Raw genomic sequence first — 19,432 nt, forward strand, 5'->3', positions numbered from 1 at the left:
GACGGTGAACGCCTGGGCGTCCGTGCGTGCCAGCCTGACCCGGAGGAGCCCTTGCACGGGCTGGTGCAGCCGCACGTCGTTCCAGACGAACGGCAGCCGGACGGCTGCGTCTTCGGCCCGTTCCCGGCCGTCGAGGAGCCCCATCGCGACCGGGTGCAGGGCGGCGTCGAGGAGGATCGGGTCGGCGGCGGACCCGGCCGGTCCCGAGGGGCCGCCGTCCGGCGTCCCGACCTCGGCGAAGACTTCGTCGCCGACGCGCCACACCCGCCGGAGCGCCTGGAACCGGGGGCCGTAGCGGTACCCGTCCGCGGCGAGTCGGTGGTAGGCGTCGGCCACCTCCAGTTCGTCCGCGTCGCGCGGCGGCCAGGGTGCCGGGACGGCGTCGGCGGCGGGGCCGGTACCGGGCGTGAGGACGCCGCTCGCGTGCAGTGTCCACTCCGCGTCGGGGTCGGCGGACGGGCGGGAGTGCAGCGACACCGAGCGGTCGCCGTTGTCGGCCGGTGCGCCCACCGCCAGTTGGAGCTGGGCCTCGGCGTCCGGGTGGACGACGAGCGGGGCGCGCAGGACCAGTTCGGTGACCCGAGCACAGCCGAGCCGGGCACCGGCCCACAGTGCGAGGTCGAGCAGGGCCGTGCCGGGCAGGATCGTCCGGCCGCTCACCTCGTGCTCGGCCAGCCAGGGGTGGGCGTGCGGCGACAGATCGCCGGTGAACACGGCGCCTTGGCCGTCCGCCAGTTGGATCTCGGTGTTCAGCAGCGGGTGGCCGGGCTCTCCGGACGGGCGGGGGCGGGTCTGCGGGAGGGCCTCGGGCCAGAAGCGACGGCGCTGGAACGCGTAGGTGGGCAGGGCTGCCGCAGGGGTGTCTACGGGGAAGAAGTGCTGCCAGTCGACGGGGGCGCCCGCGATCCACGCCTCGGCCAGGCTGCGCGGCAGTTGGGTCTCGTCCTGCTGGTCGCGGCGCAGGGTGTGCAGGACGCGGGCGTCCTGGTCGGCGAGCACCGTGGACAACGCCAGCCCCAGCACGGGGTGCGGACCCACCTCGATGAACAGACCCTGCCCTTGGGCATGCGCCGCACGCACCGCCGACTCGAACCGCACCGGCTCACGCAGATTGCGGTACCAGTACCCGGCGTCCAGGTCTGCCGCCTCCACCCGTTCGCCGGTGACGGTGGACCACATCGCCACCTCTCCGGCCCGCGACACCAGCCCCTCCAGCCCGGCCCGCAACTCCCCGGCGATCTGCTCCACCTGCGCATGGTGGGAGGCGTAATCGACGTCGATCCGCCGAGCCCGCACGCCCATACCGTCCAGCCGGGCACACAGCTCAGCGATCTGATCCGGCGGACCACTCACCACGATCTGCCCCGGGGCGTTGACCGCCGCCACCGTCACATCCTGCGGCAGATACTCGGCCACGTCCTGCTCACTCAACGCCAGCGACGCCATCGCGCCCCGACCCGCCAACTCCCGCAACGCACGCGAACGCAACGCCACCACCCGCGCACCGTCCGACAGACTCAACCGACCCGCCACCACAGCAGCAGCGATCTCACCCTGCGAATGCCCCACCACCGCATCCGGCACCACACCCGCCGCCCGCCACACCTCAGCCAACGACACCATCACCGCCCACAACACCGGCTGCACCACATCCACCCGACCCAGCCACCCCTCATCCGAGCCGGTCAGAACCCCACCCAGCGACCAGTCGACATACGGGGCCAGCGCCTCCTCACACTCCGCCATCCGCTCCGCGAACACCGGCCACGAACCCAACAGCCCACGCCCCATCCCCACAAACTGACCACCCTGACCCGGGAACACGAACACCGTGCCACTCGGCGCACCCGCCTCCGCGCCGGTGACCACTGCCGTATCCGATCGGCCCTCAGCCAGCGCGTCGAGGCCCGACAGCAACGCCGGAACATCTCCGCCGAGCACCACGGCCCGGTTCTCCAGCGCCGCCCGAGTGCCCTTCAGCGCCGCACCCACCTCGGTCGCCGATACCCCGCCACCGGACCCCCGTACGAAGGCCGCCAGCCGTCCCGCCTGAGCACGCAATCCCGCCTCGCCACGACCCGACAGCACCCACGGCACAAGTCCGTCGGGCGCGTTCACGGCGTCGTCGACCGGGCCACGCGGGTCCGCCGGTGCCGCTTCGATGACGACGTGGGCGTTCGTGCCGCTGACGCCGAACGACGAGACACCGGCCCGGCGCGTCGGTCCGTCCGCCGGCCACGGCCGCGCCTCGGTGAGCAGGCGCACGGCGCCGCTCGACCAGTCCACCCGGGGCGTCGGCTCGTCCACGTGCAGCGTCTCGGGCAGCTGCTCGTGCCGCATGGCCATCACCATCTTGATGATCCCGGCCACGCCCGCCGCCGCCTGGGTGTGACCGATGTTCGACTTCACGGACCCCAGCCACAGCGGCCGGTCCTCGGGCCGGTCCCGCCCGTAGGTCTCCAGCAGCGCCTGCGCCTCGATCGGGTCGCCCAAGGTCGTTCCCGTGCCGTGCGCCTCAAGGACATCCACGTCGGCCGCGGACAGTCCGGCGTTCGCCAGGGCGGCATGGATGACCCGCCGCTGGGCGGGGCCGTTCGGCGCGGTCAGGCCGTTGGACGCACCGTCCTGGTTCACCGCGGAACCGCGCACCACCGCCAGCACCTGGTGGCCGTTGGCCACCGCGTCGGACAGGCGCTCTACCAGCAGCAGGCCCACGCCCTCCGCGGGCCCGAACCCGTCCGCGTCCGCAGCGAACGCCTTGCACCGGCCGTCCGCCGACAGCCCTCGCTGCCTGCTGAACTCGATGAAGGTGCTCGGCGTCGACATCACCGCCACGCCACCGGCCAGCGCGAGTGAGCACTCACCCGAGCGCAGTGCCTGGACCGCCAGATGCAGTGCCACCAGCGACGACGAGCACGCCGTGTCCACCGTCACCGCCGGGCCCTCGAACCCGAACGCGTACGAGACCCGCCCCGACGCGACACTGGCGATGCCGCCGGTCGCGACGTATCCCTCCAGTTCCTCCGCGACATGCTGAACCTGGAGGGCGTAGTCCTGGTGGGTCAGGCCGACGAAGGTGCCGGTGGGGGTGCCGCGCAGCGCGGCGGGGTCGATGCCCGCGTCCTCCAGCGTCTCCCACGCCACCTCCAGCAACAACCGCTGCTGCGGATCCATCGCCAACGCCTCACGGGGCGAGATCCCGAAGAACCCCGCGTCGAACCAGGCCGCGTCGTAGAGGAAGCCGCCGTTCCTGGTGTAGGTGGTGCCGGCGCGGTCCGGGTCCTGGTCGTACAGCCCGGCGACGTCCCAGCCCCGGTCGGCGGGGAACTCCGCCACGGCGTCACCGCCGGCGGCGACCAGGTCCCACAGTGCCTGCGCGGAGGCCACCCCGCCCGGGTAGCGGCAGCCGATGCCGACGATCGCGATGGGCTCCTGCGCCATCGCCGCTGTCGCTGTCGCTGTCGCTGTCGCCGACGGGGGTACGGCCGGGCCGCGGTCCTCGTCGGCGCCGAACAGCTCGGCGCCGATGTGCCGGGCCAGTGCCTCCGGCGTCGGCCGGTCGAACACCACCGCGGGTGGAAGCCGCAGGCCGGTGTGCCCGTTGAGGCGGTTGCGGATCTCCACTCCGGTGAGCGAGTCCAGGCCGAGTTCACTGAAGGCGCGTCGGGGGTCCACGGCCGTCGGCGAGCCGTGCCCGAGGACGGTGGCGGTCTCCCGGCGTACGAGGTCCAGGAGGGCCTTGTCCCGGTCCGTGCGGCCGAGCGGGGCGAGCCGTTGGACCAGTTCCGGGCCCGACGCCTGCTGTTCCGCGGCGCGTTGACGCCGCGTCTCCGCCAGCCGCCGTGCCTCGGGGACGCCTTCCAGCAGCGGCCGTGCGCGGGAGGCGGTGAACGCCAGGAACAGCCGGTCCCAGTCGATGTCGGCGACGACGAGGCACCCCTCGTCCTCCGTCACGGCCCGGCGGAGGGCGTCGGCCGCCCGTTCCGACGGCATGCGGAGCAGGCCGTGGCGGTTGAGCAGCGCGTCGACCGCGCGGTGTTCCGCCATGCCACCGCCGCCCCAGGCGCCCCAGGCGATGGATGTCGCCGGGAGCCCCTCGGCGCGGCGCCGCTCGGCCAGCGCGTCCAGGTATGCGTTGGCCGGTGCGTAGCTGCCTTGGCCGGGGGCGCCGAGGGTGCCGGAGATCGAGGAGAACAGCACGAACGCGCTGAGCGGCAGGTGCCGGGTCAGCTCGTGCAGGTGGTCCGCGGCTCCCGCCTTGACCTGGAGCACCCGGTCGAGCTGGTGCGGTGTCAGGCTCTCCAGGGTGTTGTCGTCGAGGACGGCCGCCGTGTGCACGACGGCGGTGAGGGGGTGCTCCGCGGGCACGGAGTCCAGGAGGGCGGCGAGCGCGTCCCGGTCGGTGACGTCGCAGGAGACGACCGTCGTGGGGGTGCCGGTGGCAGTCAGCTCCGCGGCCAGCTCGTCGGCGCCGGGGGCGTCCGGCCCCGAGCGGCTGACCAGGATCAGGCGGTCGGCGCCGTTCTCCGCGAGCCAGCGGGCGAGTTGACGGCCCAGGCCGCCGGTGCCGCCGGTGACGAGGACGGTACCGGCGGGACGCCAGCCGTCGCCGGTCGCGTCCTGGCCTCCGTCCGCCGTCGCGACGTCCCCGCCTCCATCCAGGGTCGCGGCGTCCTCATCTCCGTCCGCCGTCGCGACGTCCCCACCTCCGTCCGCCGTCGCGACCTCCTTACCTCCGTCCGCGCCGGCGTCCGGCGCCCGGTGCAGCCGTCGCGCAAAGCTGCCCGACGCGCGGATCGCGACCTGGTCCTCCACGCCGTCCGCCAGGGCCGCGGCCAGCCGCTCGCCTACCTCGTCGTTCCATTCCTCGGGCAGGTCCAGCAGACCGCCGTACCGGTCGGCGTGCTCCAGGCCGAACACCCGGCCGAGCCCCCACACGGCCGCACCCGCCGGGTCCGGCGGCGCGTCGCCGCCGCCGATGCCGACCGCGCCGAAGGTCACCGACCACAGCCGCGCCGGCCACGGCAGGGCCACGGTCGCCTGTGTGACCGCCAGCTGCGTCGCCAGCCGTTCGCGCGCGACGCCGGTCGGCTCGATGCGCCCTGACAGCAGCGACAGGATCCCGACCGGTCCTTCGGACTCCGGATCACCGTCACGGGTCAGCAGGTCCACCAGCCCGTCGCGGTCCGGCACGCCCGGCGGCACCGTCACCACTCGGACGGGCACGCCACCCCGGGCCAAGGCGCTGCGGACACCGGTCACCCGCTCCGACTCCGCGTCGCCCTCCGCGCAGAGCACCACCCACGCGCCGGTGACGGGATCGCTGCCGACCGCAGGGCGCGCCGGGAGCGGCTGCCAGCCGACGCGGTAGCGCCATCCGGCCACCACGGACCGCTCTTCGCCGTGCCGACGCCAGGACTCCAGCATGGGCAGGGCATCGGTCACGAGTTGCTCGTCGCCGCCGGTCATGCGGCTCAGTGAGGCGGCGTCCCCATGGTGGACGGCGTTCCAGAACCGCTGCTGCCAGTCGTCACCGCCGGTGGCGGCGGGCACGTCCGGCTGGTCATCGAGCCAGTAGCGGCGGCGCTGGAAGGCGTAGGTGGGGAGCGTCACCGGTGTGGCGGCGGGCAGCAACCGGGGCCAGGTGACCGGCAGACCGGCCGCCCATGCCGCGCCGAGGCTGCGCAGCAGTTGAGTCATGTCCTGCTGGTCGCGGCGCAGGGTGTGCAGTACGCGGCCGTCGGTCAGGGTCTGCTCCAGCGCCAACGACAGCACCGGATGGGGACCGACCTCCACGAACACCTGGGGACCCGATTCCTGCACCCGCTGCACGACATCGGCGAACCGCACCGGCTGACGCAGGTTCTCGAACCAGTACCCCGGGCCCAGCTCGCCGGGCCGCGCTTCCCGTCCGGTCACCGTCGACCACAGCACCGGGCCTTCGCCGTCCAGGTCTACGACCCCGGCCAGTTCCTCGCGCAACAACTCCTCGACCGCTTCCACCTGCGCATGGTGGGAGGCGTAATCGACGTCGATCCGCCGAGCCCGCACGCCCATACCGTCCAGCCGGGCACACAGCTCAGCGATCTGATCCGGCGGACCACTCACCACAATCTGCCCCGGGGCATTGACCGCCGCCACCGTCACACCCTGCGGCAGATACTCGGCCACATCCTGCTCACTCAACGCCAGCGACGCCATCGCACCCCGACCCGCCAACTCCCGCAACGCACGCGAACGCAACGCCACCACCCGCGCACCGTCCGACAGACTCAACCGACCCGCCACCACAGCAGCAGCGATCTCACCCTGCGAATGCCCCACCACCGCATCCGGCACCACACCCCCCGCCCGCCACACCTCAGCCAACGACACCATCACCGCCCACAACACCGGCTGCACCACATCCACCCGACCCAGCCACCCCTCATCCGAGCCGGTCAGAACCTCACCCAGCGACCACTCGACATACGGCGCCAACGCCTCCTCACACTCCGCCATCCGCTCCGCGAACACCGGCCACGAACCCAACAGCCCACGCCCCATCCCCACAAACTGACCACCCTGACCCGGGAACACGAACACCACACCCGCGTCGGGCACGACTTCACCGACGGCCCCTTCACCTGCGGCGACCGCCTCCAGCCCCGCGAGAAGCTGTTCCGCACCGGAGCCCACCACCGCTGCCCGCGACTCCAGCCCGGCCCGGCCGGTCAACTCCGCCGCCACAGCGGCGACGTCCACCTCATCCCGCTGCCGGACGAACGCGGCCAGTCGCCTCGCTTGGGCACGCAGACCCTCCTCACCCCGGCCCGACACCACCCACGCCACGGGCCCGTCCACCGACTCCGCCACCACCGGCCCGGACTCGGCTGAAGGCGCCTCCTCCAGGATCAAGTGCGCGTTGGTACCACTCACCCCGAACGACGAGACCCCCGCCCGACGCGGATAGCCGTTGTCCTCCCATGACACGGCCTCGGTCAGCAGCCGGACATCACCCGCGGACCAGTCCACGTGCGGCGACGGCTCATCCGCGTGCAGCGTCACCGGCAGCCGCCCGTGCCGCATCGCCATCACCATCTTGATCACACCGGCAACACCCGCCGCCGCCTGCGTATGACCGATGTTCGACTTCACCGACCCCAGCCACAGCGGACGACCCTCCGGCCGGTCCTGCCCGTAGGTCGCCAGCAGCGCCTGCGCCTCGATCGGGTCACCCAGCTTCGTACCCGTACCGTGTGCCTCCACGACGTCCACGTCGGCGGCGGCGACATCCGCATTCGCCAACGCCTGCCGAATCACCCGCTGCTGCGACGGACCGTTCGGCGCCGTCAGACCATTCGACGCACCATCCTGATTGACCGCCGAACCACGCACCACCGCCAGCACCCGATGCCCGTTGGCCACCGCGTCCGACAACCGCTCCAGCAACACCAGACCCACACCCTCAGCAGGCCCGAACCCGTCCGCGCCCGCCCCGAACGCCCTGCACCGACCGTCCGCCGACAACCCCCGCTGCCTGCTGAACTCCACGAAGGTCGTCGGCGTCGACATCACCGACACCCCGCCCGCCAGCGCGAGCGAGCACTCCCCCGCCCTCAGGGCCTGCGTCGCCATGTGCAGCGCGACCAGCGATGACGAGCACGCCGTGTCCACCGTCACCGCCGGACCCTCGAACCCGAACGTGTACGAGACCCGCCCCGACGCCACGCTGCCCGCGCTGCCGTTCGTCAGATACCCCTCCAACTCCGCCGGAACCGAACGCAGCCGGGACGCGTAATCGTGGTACATGAGCCCCGCGAACACACCCGTACGACTGCCCCGTAGCCCACCCGGATCGATGCCCGCATCCTCCAACGCCTCCCACGCCACCTCCAGCAACAACCGCTGCTGCGGATCCATCGCCAACGCCTCACGCGGCGAGATCCCGAAGAACTCCGCGTCGAACTCGTCGGCGTCGTGCAGGAAGCCGCCCTGGCGGACGTAGCTGCGGCCGGGGCGCTCCGCGTCGGGGTCGTAGAGGTCGTCGAAGTCCCAGCCGCGGTTGTCCGGGAACGGCCCTACGCCGTCGACGCCGTCGGCGACCATCCGCCAGAGGTCGTCGGGGGAGTTCACGCCGCCGGGGTAGCGGCAGCCGATGCCTACGATGGCGATCGGTTCGGCGGGTGCTGGGGCGGCCAGGGCCTCGGCGCGGGCGGGCAGACCTGTCCCCTGGCCGTCGTCCGGGAGCAGTAGCTCGCCCAGCCGGTCGGCGATGGCGGCGGGGGTGGGGTAGTCGAAGAGCAGGGTGACCGGCAGCCGTAGCCCGGTGGTCGCGGCGAGGCGGTTGCGCAGTTCGACGGAGGTGAGGGAGTCGAAGCCGGCTTCCTTGAACGGCAGGCCGGTGTCGACGTCCGTCGGGGACGGGTGTCCGAGGACGATCGCGGTCTGGCCGCGGACCAGGTCGAGCAGCAGCGTGGCACGTTCGGCGCCGGGCAGCGCCGCCAGCCGCGCCCGCAGGTCGCCGCCGGGCTGGTCCGTCGCCCCCGGGTCCGCCGCCGCGGCGATCCGTCGGGCGGGCGCGGCGGCGAGGCCGCGGAGCATGCCGGTGGCGGGCAGGCGGGTCGGGTCGATCTTCACCGGTACGAGGTGGGCGTCCGGGCCGGCCAGCGCGGCGTCCAGGAGGAGGAGTGCCTCCTGCGTGGGCAGCGGACGCAGCCCGGCCCGTTGCAGCCGGGCCAGGTCCGCCCGGCCGAGGTGGCCGGTCATGCCGCTGGCCTGCGCCCAGGGGCCCCAGCCGAGGGCGAGGGCGGGCAGGCCGTGCGCGCGGCGGTGGTGGGCGAGGGCGTCCAGGTAGGCGTTGGCCGCCGCGTAGTTGCTCTGCCCGGGGCCGCCGGTCGTGGCCATCACCGAGGAGAAGAGGACGAAGGCGGCCAGGTCTTGGTGCCGGGTCAGGTCGTGGAGGTGCCAGGCGGCGTCCGCCTTGGGGCGCAGGACCGCGGCGAGCCGGTCGGTGTCGAGGGTCTCGATCGTGGCGTCGGCGAGCAGTCCGGCGGCGTGGAAGACGCCGGTGAGCGGGTGCTCGGCCGGGATGTCGGCCAGCAGCGCGGCCAGCGCGGCGCGGTCGGCGGTGTCGCACGCAGTGATGGTGACGTCGGCGCCGAGGGCGGTGAGGTCCGCGCGCAGGCTCTCCGCGCCGGGTGCGGCGGGTCCCTGACGGCTGGTCAGCAGGAGTCGGTTTACGCCGTGCCGGGTGACCAGGTGGTGGGCGAGGAGGCGGCCGAGCGTGCCGGTGCCGCCGGTGATCAGGACCGTGCCGCCCGGTGCGAAGCGGGTGGGCGGGCTGTCGGCGGGTCCCGGCGGCCGGGGGACGAGTCGGGGCGTGCGGATCTCGCCGTCGCGCAGGGCCAGTTGGGTCTCGCCGGTGGTGATGGCGGCGGTCAGTGTGTCCGACGGTGCGCCGGCGTCCGCGTCGGTATCGGTATCGGTATCGGCGTCCGCGCCCGCGCCCGCGCCCGCGTCAGCTTCCGCGTCGGCGTCGGCGTCGGCGTCGGCGTCGATCAGCAGGAACCGGCCGGGGTGCTCCGCCTGTGCCGATCGGAGCAGGCCCCAGACCGCCGCCGCGGCGAGGTCGATGGCGGCGTCTTCGGGCCCCGTGCGGACGGCCGAGCGGGTGATCACGGCCAGCGGGACGTCCGTGAACCGGTCGTCGGCCAGCCACGACTGGAGGAAGCCGAGTGTCTCGGCCACCACGGCATGTACGTCGGCCGGGTCCCCTGCCGGCCCGGCGCTGCTCTGCCTGGGGGGGTAGCAGACCAGCGCCGGGACCGGCGCGCCGCCGTCCACCGCTCCGGCCAACTCGGCGAGTCCCGGATAGGTGTGGGCGCCCCGGGGGTGGGCGCCGCTCGGCGACGGGTCGACGACCGCCCAGTCGCGGACCGGCCCGGGGGCGTCCGGCGGCGCGACGGTGGTCCAGTCGACCAGGTACAGGTCGTGCTGGGCGGCCGGGGCCGCGAGGTGTTCGCCGTCGACCGGGCGCATGGTGAGCGCGTCCACATCGGCCACCAGCTCGCCTGCGGGGTCGGTCGCGGTCAGTCGGGTGCCGCCGTCGGGGCGCCGCCGCAGTCGTACGCGCAGCGCGGTGGCGGCGCTCGCCCGCAGCCGTACGCCGGTCCACGAGAAGGGCAGCGCGACCCCGTCGCCGTCCCGCACCAGCGGATGGAGGGCGGCGTCGAGCAGCGCGGGATGCAGACCGTAGGCGGCGGCGTCCGGGGTCAGCGTGCCGTCCAGTTCGACGTCGCAGAACAGGTCGTCGCCGAGCCGCCAGAGTCGGCGCAGTCCGCGGAACGCGGGCCCGTAGCCGAAGCCCCGTTCGGCGAGGCGGTCGTAGGCGTCGTCCACCGCGACGGCCCGGGCCCCGGTCGGCGGCCACGACGTCATCGGCTCCGGCGGTGGTCCTTCGGTGGCGGGCGCGAGGGTGCCGCGGGCGTGGCAGGTCCACTGCGGGTGCTCGCCGGGTCCGGCCGTGTGCACGCTGACCGGTCGGCGGCCGTCGCCGTCCGGGGCGCCGACGACCACCTGGAACCGGACGGTGCCCGCGGCGGGCAGTACGAGGGGGGCCTGTAGGACCAGTTCTTCGACGTCCGGGCAGCCGGCCTGGTCGCCGGCCCGGATGGCCAGCTCCACGAAGGCCGTTGCGGGCAGCAGTACGGTGCCGAGGACGGCGTGGTCCGCCAGCCACGGCAGGGTCCGCAGTGACAGCGCGCCGGTCAGTGCGACGCCGCCGGTGTCGGCCAGCGGTAGGGCCGAGGTCAGCAGCGGGTGTGCCGTTGTGCCCAGGCCGGCGGAGGCGTCCGCCTTGGTGGCCGGGGGCGTCAACCAGTGGCGTTGCCTGCGGAAGGGGTAGGTGGGCAGCTCGATGCGGCGGTGCGGGACGCCGCCCGTCGCGGTGGCCCAGCGGACCGGTGTGCCGGAGACGTGCGCGCCGGCCAGGGAGGTCAGGAAGTTCCGCATGCCGCCGTCGTCCCGGACCAGGGTGCCGGTCACGGTGGCGGCGGTGCCGCCGTCACCGTCGCCGTGGCGCTCGACGGCGTGCTGGACACCGATGGTGAGCACCGGGTGGGGGCTGATCTCCACGAAGTTCCGGTAGCCGGTGGCGAGCAGCTCGTCGGTGGTGTCGGCGAACTGGACGGTCTGCCGGAGGTTGCGGAACCAGTAGCCCGCGTCCAGGGTGCGGGTGTCGGTGACCTCGGCGCCGGTGACGGTGGAGAAGAACGGGATCTCGCCGCGCCGGGGTTCGATGCCGTCGAGCGCGGCGGCCAGCCGTTCACGGATCGGCTCCACGTGCGCCGAGTGGGACGCGTAGTCGACGGCGATGCGGCGGGCGGAGACCTCCCGCGCGGCGCACTCGGCGAGCAACTCGTCCAGGGCCTCCGGGTCGCCGGCCACCACGACGGCCGCGGGGCCGTTGACGGCGGCGACCTCCACCCGGTCGTCCCAGCGCCGGATCAGCTCCGTCACCTCGGGCAGCGGCAGCGGCACGGAGACCATGCCGCCCCGCCCGGCGAGCACCGACAGGGCCTGGCTGCGCAGCGACACGATCCGGGCCGCGTCGTCCAGGGACAACGCGCCCGCGACGTGCGCGGCGGCGATCTCGCCCTGGGAGTGGCCGATGACAGCGTCCGGCCGGACGCCGAACGACTCCCAGAGCCGGGCCAGCGACACCAGCACGGCGAAGAGCACCGGCTGGACGACGTCGGCCCGCTCCATCGTCGGTGCGTCCGGATCGCCGTGCAGCACGGCCAGCGGCGAGAACTCCAGGTACGGCTGGAGCGCTTCGGCGCAGGCGGTCAGGTGCCCGCGGAAGACGGGTGACTCCGCCATCAGCCGGACGCCCATACCGGCCCACTGCGAGCCCTGGCCGGGGAAGACGAAGACCGTCCTACGGTCGTCCGCGCCGACGCCTCGGACGACGTGAGGGACGGTCTCGCCGTCGGCGAGGGCGCGCAGGCCGGTCAGGAACGTGTCCCTGCCGGCGCCGATGACCACGGCCCGGTGGGCGAACACGGCCCGTCCCGCGTCGAGGGTGTGGGCGACGTCGGCGGGCGAGGCGTCGGGGTGCTCGCGCAGCCAGTCGTGCAGCAGCCCGGCCTGCTCGCGCAGCGCGCGCGGGTCGCGGGCGGACAGCGGCCACGGCAGCACGGCGGGGGCGGGGTTCGAGTCATCAGGGTTCTGAGCGTCTGGCTCATGGGCCTCGGGCTTGTGGGCCTCGGGCTTGTGAGCCTCGGGTTCGTGGGCGCCGGGCTCGTGGGCCGCGTCGGACTCGTGGGCCTCGCGCTCGTGGGCGTCGGAGCCCGGGGAGGACGTGGGCTGCGGCTCGGGTGGCGCTTGCTCCAGGATGACGTGGGCGTTGGTGCCGCTGATGCCGAACGACGACACGCCCGCCCGGCGCGGCCGGTCCACCTCCGGCCAGGGGGCCGCCTCGGACAGCAGCGCTGCCGCGCCGGCGTTCCAGTCGACATGTGAGGACGGGCGGTCCGTGTGGAGAGTGCGTGGCAGTGTGCCGTGCCGCATCGCCATGACCATCTTGATCACGCCGGCGACCCCGGCGGCGGCCTGGGTGTGCCCGATGTTCGACTTGAGCGACCCGAGCAGCACCGGCCGGTCCTGCGGGCGGTCCTGGCCGTAGGTGGCGAGGACGGCCTGGGCCTCGATGGGGTCGCCCAGGGTGGTGCCGGTGCCGTGCGCCTCGACCGCGTCCACGTCGGCCGCCGCCAGTGCGGCCGAGGTCAGCGCCTGCCGGATGACGCGGCGCTGGGCCCCGCCGTTCGGCGCGGTCAGGCCGTTGCTGGCACCGTCCTGGTTCACCGCGGAACCCCGGAGGACGGCCAGCACCTGGTGCCCGTTGGCGTGGGCGTCGGACAGCCGCTCCACGACGAGGACGCCGACGCCCTCGCTCCAGCCGGTGCCGTCCGCGGCCTCGGCGAACGGCTTGCAGCGCCCGTCGGGGGCCAGCCCGCGCTGCTTGCTGAACTCGGTGAACATGCCGGGGGTCGCCATCACGGTCACTCCGCCGGCCAGCGCCATCGAGCACTCGCCGCGCAGCAGCGCCTGCCGCGCCAGGTGCAGCGCGACCAGTGAGGAGGAGCACGCCGTGTCGACGGTCAGCGCGGGGCCTTCCAGGCCCAGGGTGTACGCCACCCGGCCGGACGCGACGCTGGGGGTGCTCCCGGTCAGGACATAGCCCTCGTAGCCGGCGGGTGACTCGTCCAGGCGGTAGCCGTAGTCCTGGGAGGTCGCGCCGAGGAACACGCCGGCGGGGCTGCCGTGCAGTTCGGCGGGGTTGATGCCGACCCGCTCCAGCGCCTCCCACGAGGTCTCCAGCAGGAGCCGCTGCTGCGGGTCCATCGCGTCGGCCTCGCGGGGGCTGATACCGAAGAAGGCCGCGTCGAACTGGGCCGCGTCGTGCAGGAATCCGCCGTGGCGGACGTAGCTGTGGCCGCTGCGCTCCGGGTCCGCGTCGAACAGGTCGTCCAGCCGCCAGCCGCGGTCGTCGGGGAACTCCGAGATGGCGTCCGTGCCCGTGACGAGCAGCCGCCACAGGTCGTCGGCCGATCGGACCTCGCCCGGGAAGCGGCAGCCGATGCCTACGATCGCGATCGGCTCGTCGGCGGGCGCCGCGTCCGGCGAGGCCGTCGCCGCGACCGCTGTCGGGAGCAGTTCCCGCCACAGGTGGCGGGCCAGCCGCGCGGGTGTCGGGTGCTCGAAGAGGACGGTGGCCGGCAGGTGCAGGCCGGTCGCGGTGTTCATCCGCCGACGCAGCTCGACGGCCATCATGGAGTCGAGGCCCAGCTCCCGGAACGATCGGTCGGTCTCGACGCCGTCCACGGAGTCGTGCTCCAGCACCAGCGCCACCTGGGCGCGGACCAGGTCGAGCATCGTCCGGTCGCGGTCGACCTCGCGCAGTTCCGCGATCCGGTCCGCCAGCGCTGTACGAGAGCCGTCCACGGTGGGCCGCGCGTCCTCGTCGGCGTCGGTCTCCGGGGCAGCCGTCCCCAGGGCCTGGACCGGTGCCGCCTGCTGTGCCGTCTCCTGCCCGCCCGCGTCGGTCGTCGGATCCCACCAGTAGCGTTCACGCTGGAACGCGTAGGTGGGCAACGGCACCCGCCGCCCGCCCAGGTCGGCGGAGACCGCGGCCCAGTCGACGGCGACGCCGTCGACGTGCAGGCGTGCCAGGGCCCGCAGCAGCGTGTCCTGCTCCGGGTGGTCGCCGTGCAGCGCGGCGACCGGGCGGTCCTCCCGGTCCGGCAGGTCGAGCAGGATCTCGGCGGCCAGCGGTGCGAGGACGGCGTGCGGTCCCAACTCCAGCCAGCTGTCGACGCCTTCCTCGGCGAGCCGTCGTACGCCGGCGTCGAACCGCACCGTCTCCCGGGCGTGGCGCACCCAGTAGTCCGCGTCGCACAGGTCCCCGGCGGCGACGGGGGCACCGGTCACGTTGGAGACGATCGGGATCCGCGGCGGACCGTAGGTGACCCCGGCCGCGATCCGGCGGAACTCATCGAGCATGGGGTCCATGCGGGCGGAGTGGAACGCGTGGCTGACCCGCATCCGGCGGGTCTTGCGCCCGCGGTCGGACCAGGTGGCGCGGACCGCTTCGACCTCTGCGGCATCCCCTGAGACGACCACGGAGGCGGGTCCGTTGACGGCGGCGACACCGACGCTGGGCCACTGGTCCGTGAGCGACTGCCGTACCTCCGCCTCACCGGCCTGGATGGCTGCCATCGCGCCACCGGCGGGCAGTTGCTGCATCAGCCGCCCGCGCGCCGCGACCAGCGCACAGGCGTCGGCCAGGCTGAACACCCCGGACACGTGGGCGGCGGCCAGTTCGCCCAGGGAGTGGCCGAGGAGGTAGTCCGGCCGTACGCCCCACCGCTCCAGGAGTCGGAACAGCGCCACTTCCAAGGCGAACAGGGCGGGTTGGGCGTACTCGGTGTCGTCCAGGCGTGAGAGGACGCCCGGCTGGTCGGCGACGTGCGGGCCGGCGACGATCTCGTTGAGCGGTCGGTCGAGGTGGGGGTCGAGGTGGTCGCACACCTCGTCCCAGGCACGGGCGAAGGCGGGGTGTTCCTGGCGCAGCCGCCGGCCCATGCCGAGCCGTTGGGAGCCCTGTCCGGAGAACAGGAAGGCCAGTCGCCGTTCCGGCCTCGCGGTGCCCGAGACGATGGCTTGGGCGGGACCGTCCGCCATCGCGGCGAGGGCGCGCAGCAGTGTGTCCCGGTCCTCGCCGATCACCACGGCGCGGTGTTCGAACGTACTGCGGTGTGCGGCCAGCGTCCGGCCGATGTCGAGGGGCCGCAGGTCCGGGTCAGCCGCGACGTGGGTGCGCAACAGGTGCGCCTGGGCGCGGACGGCGGCGGCGGAGCGGCCCGAGAGCACCCATGGCACCGTTCGCCGGGGGCCGCTGTCCGCGCCTGCGCCGTCGCGGCGACCGGCCGCCGTGTCGCGCCTGGGCGTCACCGGGTCGGCGGCAAGCACCACATGGCAGTTGGTGCCGCCCATGCCGAACGAGCTGACACCGGCGACGGCCGGGTCCGTGCCGTCGGGCCAGGGGGTCAGTTCACGGACGACGTCCAGACGCAGTTGGTCCAGGGGGATGCCGGGGTTGGCCCGGGCGAAGTTGAGACTGGGCGGGATCTGGCGGTGCGCCAATGACAGGACCGCCTTGACGAGGCCGGTGATGCCGGCGGCGCCTTCCAGGTGGCCGATGTTCGTCTTGACCGAGCCGACGAGGAGCGGGCTGTCCGCCGGTCGTCCGGAGGAGAGGGCGGCGCTCACCGCAGCCGCTTCGACGGGGTCCCCTACGCGGGTTCCGGTGCCGTGGAGTTCCACGTACCCCAGGTGTTCCGCGGGCACTCCGGAACGGCGGTACGCCGCCCGCATCACCTCGGTCTGCGCCCGCGCGCTCGGGCTGGTGAGGCTGGCGCCGCCGCCGTCGTTGTTGACGGCGCTGCCCCGGATCTGGCAGTAGACGACGTCACCGTCGGCGCGCGCCCGGTCCAGGGGCTTGAGCACCACCATCGCGCCGCCCTCGCCGCGGACGTATCCGTCGGCCCGGTCGTCGAAGGTGTGGCAGCGGCCGGTGGGCGACAGCCCTCCGAACCGGGCTGCGGTGACGGCGCTCTCCGGGATGAGGTTGAGATTGACGCCGCCGACCAGTGCGATCTCGGACTCGCCCCGGCGCAGGCTCTCCGCCGCCAGGTGGACGGCGACCAGAGAGGACGACTGTCCGGTGTCGACCGTGAGGCTCGGTCCGTTCAGGCCGAGAAAGTAGGAGATCCGATTGGCGAGGACGCTGCGATGCAGGCCGGTGATGCTGTGGGCGCCGATCGCGCGCATTCCGTGGCGGTGCAGGAGGCGGGCGTAGTCGTCCCAGATCGCACCGACGAACACACTGGCCGGACGGCCCCGGATGGTGTCGGGGACTATGCCGGCGTCTTCCAGGGCCTCCCAGCACAGTTCCAGCATCAGCCGCTGTTGCGGGTCCATGGTCCGTGCCTCGCGTGGCGAGACACCGAAGAAGGCCGCGTCGAATCGGTCGACCTCGTCCAGGAACGCGCCCCACCGGGCCGCTTCCTCGGGAGGTTCCTCCGACCAGCGTCCCGCCGGCACGCGGCCGACGGCACTGCGTCCGTCGGCCAGCAGACGCCAGAACGCCTCGGGGGTGGCGGCCTGCGGGAGCCGACAGGCCACGCCGACCACGGCGATCGGCTCACAGCCGGCACGGCCACGGTCGTCGCTCGCCGATTCAAACATCGCTGAAATCACTTCCATAACGTAAGGAAACGAACGAGGAAGGACTCGAAATACTGGAATCCGACGGAGTGACTCCTGCACGGTCACCCGGGGCGTTCACCGCGAGAAGCTCCGCGAGAGAACCGGCAGTAGTGGTCCCCCTGTCCGGGTCTACGCAGCCGGCATTCCCCCGACCGCACGAATGCCTCTCGGGAACTGCCGGCCGGTCAATCTCTTTGCGGCAGGGCCTGGAACTCGGCGAGCCGCTCGGCGACCGCTGATGCCACGGCAGACTGATGTGCGTTCAGGTAGAAGTGCCCGCCGGGGAACGTCCGCAGCGAGAAGCCGGCATCCGTGAGTCGTTGCCAGGCCCGGGCCTCATCGAGGTTCACGCGTGGATCGCTCTCGCCCACGAGCACACCGATGGGGGCACTCAGCCGGTCCCCGTCGCTGTAGCGGTAGGTCTCCACGGCCCGGTAGTCGGCCCGCAGGGCGGGCAGGACCATGCGCAGCAGCTCATCATCGGCCAGCACACCCGGGTCGGTACCGCTCAGTGTCCGGATCTCCGCGATGATCTCATCGTCGCTGCGCCGGTGAACGTCTTCGTCCCGGTGGATCACCGGCGCTCTGCGGCCGGACGCGATCAGCCCGAGGAGCGCGCCCGGTGCCGACCGCTGGATGCGCAGCCCCAGTTCGAATCCGACGACCGCTCCCATGCTGTGCCCGAAGATGACCACGTGCTGATCCGGCCGGGGCGCCAGCAGTTCACAGAGCTGGTCGGCCAGGGTGTGCACGTTCTCTATCGGCGCTTCTTTGCGCCGGTCCTGGCGGCCCGGGTACTGGACGGAGACGACATCCACGGCCGGAGACAGTTCCCGGGCCAGGGAGAGGAATTGTGAAGCCGCGCCACCGGCGTGCGGCAGGCAGAGGAGTTGGACCGCGCTCGGTGACGCGGGTGCGTATCTGCGGAACCAGTTGCCCCAGTCCGCCGCCACGGTCGTCGGCACAAACCCTCCCCCGTCTAGTCCTGCGTCGGCCGGTACGTCATTGCCGTGCAGCCCGTTACGTTCGGCTCCTGACCAGCAGGAAAGCCTCCTTCGATCAAGGTTCAACGTACCTCCGCGACAGGAGCTTCACCCCCTAACGCTCCCCCTAAGCAGCCCCTAATAGGAGAAGGCCGCAGCTCTCGGCACAGCCGGGTTTGTCATGGCCGTCGATCGAGCGGGGGTTGCCGCCGAAACGAGGGGTGGCGGGTGCCGTGGGCGTGGGCGTGGGCGAGGAGGATGATGCGTCGGAGTCGGATCGTGGCGCGTGGGCCCGTTCCGGGGGCGCTCCAGCGGGTGTTTAGGGGGCGGGGAGCGTGCGGTGGCGGTCGGTAGGGGGTGTGGACGGCGGCGTCGGGGCCCGGCGACACAGCGAAGCTCCGTTGCGCGAAGGTGACGTGGATAGGTCACCTGCACAACGGAGCTTCGTCGCCTACGACGCGGCCTCACCGAACGTCGCCACGCCCTCGGGGTCTGCGCACCTGCAAGATCACCCCGACTGTGGCATCCCGACTGCGCATCCCGGCTGTGGCATCGCCTTGGGGCTCAGCCTTGGGTGTCCGCCTTCTCGGCCGGCTCCTGCTGATCGGCGGTCCCGGGGGTGTCCGCGGCTGCCTTCCTCGTCGCCATGACACTGGTGATCGTCGTGATGGCCAGCACGCCGCCGATGACGGCGAGGGAGACCGGGGTGGAGATCTCCGGCACGTGCAGGCTCGTCGTCTCGTGGAGACCGTGCAGGACCAGCTTCACGCCGATGAAGCCGAGGATGGCCGACAGCCCGTACGACAGGTGAACCAGCTTCTTCAGCAGCCCGACGATGAGGAAGTACAGCTGCCGCAGGCCCATCAGTGCGAAGGCGTTCGCCGTGAACACGATGTACGGGTCCTGGGTCAGGCCGAAGATCGCCGGGATCGAGTCCACCGCGAAGAGCAGGTCCGTGATGCCGATCGCCACCATGACGATCAGCATCGGCGTGGCAAGCTTCTTGCCATTCTCGCGGATGATCATCTTCGTGCCGTGCCACTGGTCGGTGGAAGGTACCCGTCGCTGAATGGACTTGAGCAGCCGGCCTTCCTCCCAGTCGTCGTCGTCCTCGTCCGCGCGCGCCTCCTGGATGAACTTCCAGGCGGTGTAGATGAGGAAGGCGCCGAAGACGTAGAAGACCCAGGCGAACTGGTTGATCGCGGCGGCGCCCAGGGCGATGAAGACCGCGCGCAGCACCAGAGCGAGCAGCACGCCGATCATCAGCACGCGCTGCTGATAGATCGACGGGACCGAGAACTTCGCCATGATCAGCACGAATACGAAGAGATTGTCGACACTGAGTGACTTCTCGGTGATGTAGCCCGCGAAGAACTCACTGGACGCCTGTCCGTCGCCCCAGAGGGCCAGTCCGGCGCCGAAGAGCACGGCGAGGGTGAGCCAGACGATCGACCAGGTACCCGCCTCTTTCATCGAGACTTCGTGTGGCTTGCGACCGCCGATGAAGAAGTCGGCTGCGATGAGTATCAGCAGTGTGGCAACTGTGACTACCCATACGGTGATCGAGGCGTCCAACTCTGTTCCCTCCTTGTGGCACGAACTGTCAACGGTACAGTGTTGCCCAAGAGTTGGTAAGG

General features: G+C 72.7%; 3 protein-coding genes (1 of these 3 only partly in view). All 3 read right to left on the reverse strand.

Going from position 1 to position 19,432, the window contains the following annotated elements; translation table 11 throughout:
- Positions 1 to 16,791: the 5' portion of an SDR family NAD(P)-dependent oxidoreductase gene (locus ACIQNG_RS20865; RefSeq protein ID WP_401487149.1), read on the reverse strand. The gene continues 7,407 nt to the left of window position 1, outside the view; only the first 16,791 of its 24,198 coding nucleotides appear in the window; the start codon lies at positions 16,789 to 16,791; its stop codon lies beyond the left edge, outside the window.
- A gap of 206 nt (positions 16,792 to 16,997) precedes the next feature.
- Positions 16,998 to 17,777, reverse strand: coding sequence for a thioesterase II family protein (locus ACIQNG_RS20870; protein WP_401486778.1), 780 nt, complete (start codon positions 17,775 to 17,777; stop codon positions 16,998 to 17,000).
- 582 nt (positions 17,778 to 18,359) lie between these two features.
- Positions 18,360 to 19,370 carry a TerC family protein gene (locus tag ACIQNG_RS20875; protein WP_401486779.1) on the reverse strand — a complete coding sequence of 337 codons (1,011 nt, stop codon included), beginning with the start codon at positions 19,368 to 19,370 and terminating at the stop codon, positions 18,360 to 18,362.
- Positions 19,371 to 19,432 lie beyond the last annotated feature (62 nt).

The sequence above is a fragment of the Streptomyces sp. NPDC091377 genome, from assembly GCF_044757045.1.
GTDB lineage: Bacteria > Actinomycetota > Actinomycetes > Streptomycetales > Streptomycetaceae > Streptomyces.